This window comes from Planktothrix sp. FACHB-1355, from assembly GCF_014748295.1.
GTDB lineage: Bacteria > Cyanobacteriota > Cyanobacteriia > Cyanobacteriales > Aerosakkonemataceae > Aerosakkonema > Aerosakkonema funiforme_A.
Genome location: NZ_JACJUP010000671.1, coordinates 1 through 3755, shown reverse-complemented (window position 1 = coordinate 3755; position 3755 = coordinate 1). Strand labels below are relative to the sequence as shown.

Genomic DNA, 3755 nt, shown 5'->3' with positions numbered 1-3755 from the left:
GGGAGAATAAATCTTTTCCCTTTTCCGTCTTCCCTCTCCCTCCTCCCTCTTCCCTCTTCCCTCTTCCCTCTTCCCCTAGCCCCTAGCCCCTAGCCCCTAGCCCCTTTCTTCATTTCCTCGCCCAAATCACCTGCAAACTGCCACCCGCATACAAACTTTGCTGTTTATCCCGAAATCCCATCTCTGCCAACAACCCAGGCAAATCGGTTTGGATGAGTTGCCATGCCGTTTCCGTTTCAAACAACCACAAAAATAAGGATATCGGCGGCCAAAATAGGGGATTCGTCGGCGCGTGAAAATCCACCAGCGCAAATACCCCACCCGGTTTCAGCACCCGGTAAACTTCTTTGAGAATTTGTCGCAATTGCTTGGGCTGCATCTCGTGCATGGCGGCGCTAGTATGTACCAGATCGAAACAGTTGTCCGCAAACGGCATATTTTCCGCAAAAGCTTCTGTATACTGGGCTTGAGGAACGTTATGCCGCGCTCGTTGCAAAGATAAAGGCGAGGCATCCAATCCCGTCACGTTTTGGGAGTGTTGCACCAACACTTGCGTTGCTTGACCGCTACCGCAACAAAGGTCTAGCACTTTAGTTTCTGAATCGATCGTTAAGCCTTCTAAAGCTAAACGGCGGAAACGCCCTTCACCGCCGACGCTGACAGCAGCAAGACGGGCGATCGCATCGTACAACCACTGATACCGATAGCTCCATTCCCTTAAAATTGTTGCCACCGCTTAATTCTCCTGAATTTATGTATAGTTTGTTGCTAACTTCATCCATTAACAGGTTATATTGTTAAAATCGGTAACAAATATAAAAACTTTGGGAAACTGTTAGTAGCTATGGGGCGTACTGGGGTCTTATTACTCAACTTGGGCGGGCCAGATCAACTGGAAGATGTCCGTCCCTTTCTGTTTAACCTATTTTCCGACCCGGAAATCATTCGCCTGCCTTTTCCCTGGCTACAAAAACCTCTGGCTTGGTTTATCTCCACAATGCGAGCCAAGAAATCTCAAGAAAATTATCGCCAAATTGGTGGGGGTTCGCCCCTGCGTCAGATTACAGAAGCCCAGGCACAAGCTTTAGAAGCACATTTACAGCAAAAAGGACAACCGGCCAGAGTATACATTGGGATGCGTTACTGGCATCCTTTCACAGAGGAAGCAATTGCCAGGATCAAACGCGATCGGATCGATCGTCTGGTTATCCTGCCCCTTTATCCCCAATTTTCCATCAGCACCAGCGGTTCCAGCTTCCGCCTGATGGAAAAAATCTGGCAAGAAGACCCCTTGCTCAACCGCATTGACTACACCGTCATTCGTTCCTGGTATGAGCAAACCGGTTATTTGCAAGCAATGGCGGATCTAATTGCCCAGGAACTCGATCGCTTTCCCAATCGCGATGAAGTTACCGTCTTTTTTAGCGCCCACGGCGTCCCCGTCAGCTACGTAGAAGAAGCCGGCGACCCCTACCAAAAAGAAATTGAGGAATGCAGTGCTTTAATTATGCAAAACCTCAATAGACCGAACCCCCACGTCCTCGCTTATCAAAGTCGCGTCGGCCCGGTCGAGTGGCTCAAACCCTATACTGAAGATGCGATCGAACAACTCGGCGCTGAGGGAGTTCAAGATTTGGTAGTTGTGCCGATCAGTTTTGTCTCCGAGCATATCGAAACTCTCGAAGAAATCGATATCGAATACCGCGAACTAGCTGAGGAAGCTGGCATTCACAACTTCCGCCGCGTACCCGCCCTCAATACCCATCCCGTATTTATTGACGCCTTAGCAGATTTAGTCATCAATGCTCTCAACTCTCCCAGCGTGAAGCTTGCGGAAGTAACACAGATGAAGAAAAAAGTCAAGATGTACCCCCAAGAGCGTTGGGAGTGGGGACTGACTACTTCTGCGGAAGTTTGGAACGGTCGTGTGGCGATGATTGCTCTGATTGCCTTGCTGTTGGAGCTGATCAGCGGTCAGGGGCCACTGCACTTGGTCGGACTGCTGTAGGGATTTTGGATTTTAGATTTTAGATTTTTGATGGAAAAATGAATCTGAAATCTTGAATCTCAAGGCAAAGAAACCAAACAAACCCGGTTTCTTCAAGAAACCGGGTTTCTGCGAACAATACCAACCGCCAAGCAGTAATGAATAGACATCTCCAAAAATTCTTGTGGAGTAGGCATCCTGCCTGCCCTTTGAGATTCTTTTGGCGGAGATGTCTATTGCGATCGTACTTGGGCAATTGCTCAAAAGACAAAGCCTGGGTTGAGGATGGAACTATTGAGGGTTTTCTACTTGAGTCTTTATGGTTTGCCAAACGGATAACACTCCATCGATCCATCCTTGAGCAAAGCTAATCCGACTTTGGGGATCGACTTCCAGTAAGTAAGTAAAATCGGCATCATTCAAACGAGCTTGTTCTGGATAGTCTTTCAGATTCAGAAAAGTCCAGAGGTAGTCCAGCACATCTTCATCGAGGGCAACCGCCAGAGACTGAACTCGTTCAAAATGGCGGAAATCTTTGTAAGATAACTTGGCGCTGGAGCGAATGCCTAGTTCAAACCCTTCTTGGCGGACTTTGTTGAGGAGAACTTTCTTTTCCGTCTGAAGGCGTTCTACCCAATTTTCTTGTTCGGTAAGTTGGACTTTGAGTTCTTCGTAAGTAATAGCCATTTTTAAAGCCTCCTGGCAAATAGCGGAAATATTAAATTGATGCTTGACGGGCTGAAGTCGGGCAAACAGTGATTCAGTCACCGCAATGGTGACTCTTTGACTCACAACTCCCTCCCGCGTTTTGTGTACTCTTATACAGTAGCGCCATTAATTGCATAATAGATTGGAAAAACACAAATTGTTACATAACATACAAATTTGCCAGGGAAAGTATGCAATGCCACTCCCAGATAGGAGTGGCAGAATCTGGAGGGTTTGCTGTGGCAGCTGTTGACTGGGCCAGGTCTGTTGGGCCAGGTCTTCTCTGGAATTGCAATAATTCTTTAACTTTCCTACTAGATAGACTAAATACGGCGATAACTTATGGGTTGACTCTTAGGGCAACGCTACAAGAGCGAAATCGGATTGCTCGCGAAATTCACGATTCGTTGGGTCAAACAGGATTTGGAAGTGGTGGGAGAAGCGGAAAATGGACAACAAGCGATCGCGCAAGCGTCAGCTTTGCAGCCGGATGTGGTTTTAATGGATGTGAGAATACCTATTATGGATGGTGTTGCTGCCACTCGCGTAATTTGTCAGCAATTTAACTCGACTAAAGTGTTAGTTTTGACGACTTTTGATGATGATGATTACGTTTCGCAAGCGATGCGATTGGGTGCTAAAGGGTATTTACTAAAAGACACTCATTCTGATGATTTAGCAGCGGCAATTCGAGCCATTCATAAAGGTTACACACAAATGGGGCCAGGATTGATGGAAAAAGCGATCGCTTCCCCACTTCCCTCAATTCCAACTCAGCCTACTCGCCTTCCCCCAGAACTGGCGGGACTTACGCCTAGAGAACGTGAGGTATTGTGTTCGATCGTCAAAGGCGCGAGTAATCGAGAGATTGGCGAAGTGCTGTATATTTCAGAACGAACTGTCAAAAATCATATTACCAGTATTTTGAGTCAGTTAAATTTGCGCGATCGCACTCAAGCTGCTATGTTCGCCAGTCCCTTCTTATCCTTGTTAACCTGAGTTCGATGTCACAAAAAATTCATCTGACGATTAAGTCTTTCTCCCGCAATGCTTCACCCTT

The 3755-nt window shown here is 47.0% G+C and carries 4 protein-coding genes; 2 read left to right on the top strand and 2 right to left on the bottom strand.

Annotated features, from left to right (window positions below):
• Nucleotides 1-109 precede the first annotated feature (109 nt).
• Entirely contained in the window at nt 110-733 is a 624-nt protein-coding gene (locus tag H6S82_RS22775; protein WP_190473805.1) for a methyltransferase domain-containing protein, read from the bottom strand.
• A gap of 111 nt (nt 734-844) precedes the next feature.
• On the opposite strand from H6S82_RS22775, the gene hemH reads away from it, so the two are divergent.
• Complete coding sequence (gene hemH, locus H6S82_RS22770) at nt 845-2008, top strand: ferrochelatase (RefSeq protein WP_190473806.1); 1164 nt, start codon at nt 845-847, stop codon at nt 2006-2008.
• Between the two features lie 270 nt (nt 2009-2278).
• Here the strand turns inward: hemH and H6S82_RS22765 are convergent, their stop codons facing one another.
• The gene (locus H6S82_RS22765; RefSeq protein ID WP_191056753.1) at nt 2279-2779 is read right to left on the bottom strand and encodes a hypothetical protein; all 501 of its coding nucleotides are present in this window, start codon (nt 2777-2779) and stop codon (nt 2279-2281) included.
• Between the two features lie 300 nt (nt 2780-3079).
• On the opposite strand from H6S82_RS22765, the gene H6S82_RS22760 reads away from it, so the two are divergent.
• Entirely contained in the window at nt 3080-3694 is a 615-nt protein-coding gene (locus tag H6S82_RS22760) for a response regulator transcription factor (RefSeq protein ID WP_199315404.1), read from the top strand.
• Nucleotides 3695-3755: the final 61 nt, after the last annotated feature.